The 2,020-nt window shown below is 61.5% G+C and carries 2 protein-coding genes; both read left to right on the top strand.

Translation table 11 applies throughout. The annotated features are described in order from the left end of the window. Positions 1-1,053, top strand: a 1,053-nt coding sequence (gene mmsA / locus D8V06_RS13175) for a CoA-acylating methylmalonate-semialdehyde dehydrogenase (protein ID WP_130931091.1), incomplete at its 5' end; no start/stop codon positions are given. Positions 1,054-1,063: 10 nt separating this feature from the next. Further along, positions 1,064-1,951 (top strand): 3-hydroxyisobutyrate dehydrogenase, encoded by an 888-nt coding sequence (mmsB, locus tag D8V06_RS13170; RefSeq protein ID WP_056854913.1) that lies wholly within the window; start codon positions 1,064-1,066, stop codon positions 1,949-1,951. Positions 1,952-2,020 lie beyond the last annotated feature (69 nt).

Raw genomic sequence — 2,020 nt, 5'->3', positions numbered from 1 at the left:
CCGTTCAACTTCCCGGCGATGATTCCGCTGTGGATGTTCCCGATGGCCATCGCCTGCGGCAACACCTTCGTGCTCAAACCGTCTGAACAGGACCCGATGTCGACCATGCTGCTGGTGGAGCTGGCCATCGAAGCCGGGGTTCCGGCTGGCGTACTCAACGTCGTGCATGGCGGGAAGGACGTGGTGGATGCGCTCTGCACCCACAAAGACATCAAGGCGGTTTCCTTCGTCGGCTCGACCGCCGTCGGTACCCACGTTTACGACCTGGCCGGCAAACACGGCAAGCGTGTGCAATCGATGATGGGCGCCAAGAACCACGCTGTGGTGCTGCCGGACGCCAATCGCGAACAAGCGCTGAACGCATTGGTGGGCGCCGGTTTTGGTGCGGCCGGTCAACGCTGCATGGCCACCTCGGTGGTGGTGCTGGTGGGCGCGGCCAAGCAATGGCTGCCAGACCTCAAGGCGCTGGCGCAGAAGCTCAAGGTCAATGCCGGCAGCGAGCCGGGTACCGACGTCGGTCCGGTGATCTCGAAAAAAGCCAAGGCGCGGATTCTCGATCTCATCGAGAGCGGCATCAAGGAAGGCGCGAAGCTGGAACTGGACGGTCGCGAGATCTCGGTTGCGGGTTACGAAAAAGGCAACTTTGTCGGCCCGACCCTGTTCTCCGGCGTGACCACTGACATGCAGATCTACACCCAGGAAATCTTCGGCCCGGTGCTGGTGGTGCTGGAAGTGAACACCCTTGATGAAGCCATCGCCCTGGTCAATGCCAACCCGTTCGGTAACGGCACTGGCCTGTTCACCCAGAGCGGTGCGGCGGCGCGTAAATTCCAGACTGAAATCGATGTTGGCCAGGTCGGTATCAACATCCCGATTCCAGTGCCGGTGCCGTTCTTCAGCTTCACCGGATCGCGCGGCTCCAAGCTCGGTGACCTCGGTCCGTATGGCAAGCAAGTGGTGCAGTTCTACACTCAGACCAAGACCGTCACCAGTCGCTGGTTCGATGATGACAGCGTCAACGACGGTGTGAACACCACGATCAATTTGCGTTGAGGAGCCGGACATGAAAATCGCTTTTATCGGTCTCGGCAACATGGGTGCGCCGATGGCGCGCAACCTGATCAAGGCTGGCCATGCCTTGCGTATGGTCGACCTGAACAAAACCGTGCTGGCAGAGCTGGAGCAACTGGGCGGCAGCATCAGTGCTTCGGCCCGCGAAGCGGCTGACGGGGCGGAACTGGTGATCACCATGCTGCCAGCGGCCGTGCATGTACGCAGCGTGTGGCTGGGTGAAGACGGCGTGCTGGCCGGGATCGGCAAAGGTGTGCCGGCGGTGGATTGCAGCACTATCGATCCGCAGACCGCGCGGGACGTCGCCAGCGCCGCAGCCAAACAGGGTGTGGCCATGGCCGATGCACCGGTTTCCGGCGGCACCGGCGGTGCGGCGGCAGGGACGCTGACCTTCATGGTTGGCGCCACCCCGGAACTGTTCGCCACCCTGCAACCGGTACTCGCTCAGATGGGCCGCAACATCGTCCATTGTGGCGAGGTCGGCACCGGGCAAATCGCTAAAATCTGCAACAACCTGCTGCTGGGAATTTCCATGGTTGGCGTCAGCGAAGCCATGGCGCTTGGCGATGCCTTGGGCATCGATACCAAGGTGCTGGCGGGCATCATCAACAGTTCTACTGGTCGGTGCTGGAGTTCGGAGATGTACAACCCGTGGCCGGGCATCGTTGAAACGGCGCCTGCGTCACGTGGCTATACCGGCGGCTTTGGTGCCGAGTTGATGCTCAAGGATCTGGGGTTGGCGACGGAAGCGGCGCGACAGGCGCACCAGCCAGTGGTGCTTGGCGCGGTGGCCCAACAGTTGTATCAGGCGATGAGTCTGCGTGGGGAAGGTGGCAATGACTTCTCGGCGATCATCAACAGCTATCGCAAGCCGCAATAACGGATGCTACGAAAACTTTTGTGGCGAGGGAGCTTGCTCCCGCTGGTTCGCGCAGCGGACCCAAAATGA

The sequence above is a fragment of the Pseudomonas sp. Sample_24 genome (genome assembly GCF_004307605.1).
Lineage (GTDB): Bacteria > Pseudomonadota > Gammaproteobacteria > Pseudomonadales > Pseudomonadaceae > Aquipseudomonas.
The sequence above is the reverse complement of the archived record's forward strand: the minus strand, read 5'-3'. Positions and strand labels throughout refer to the sequence as shown.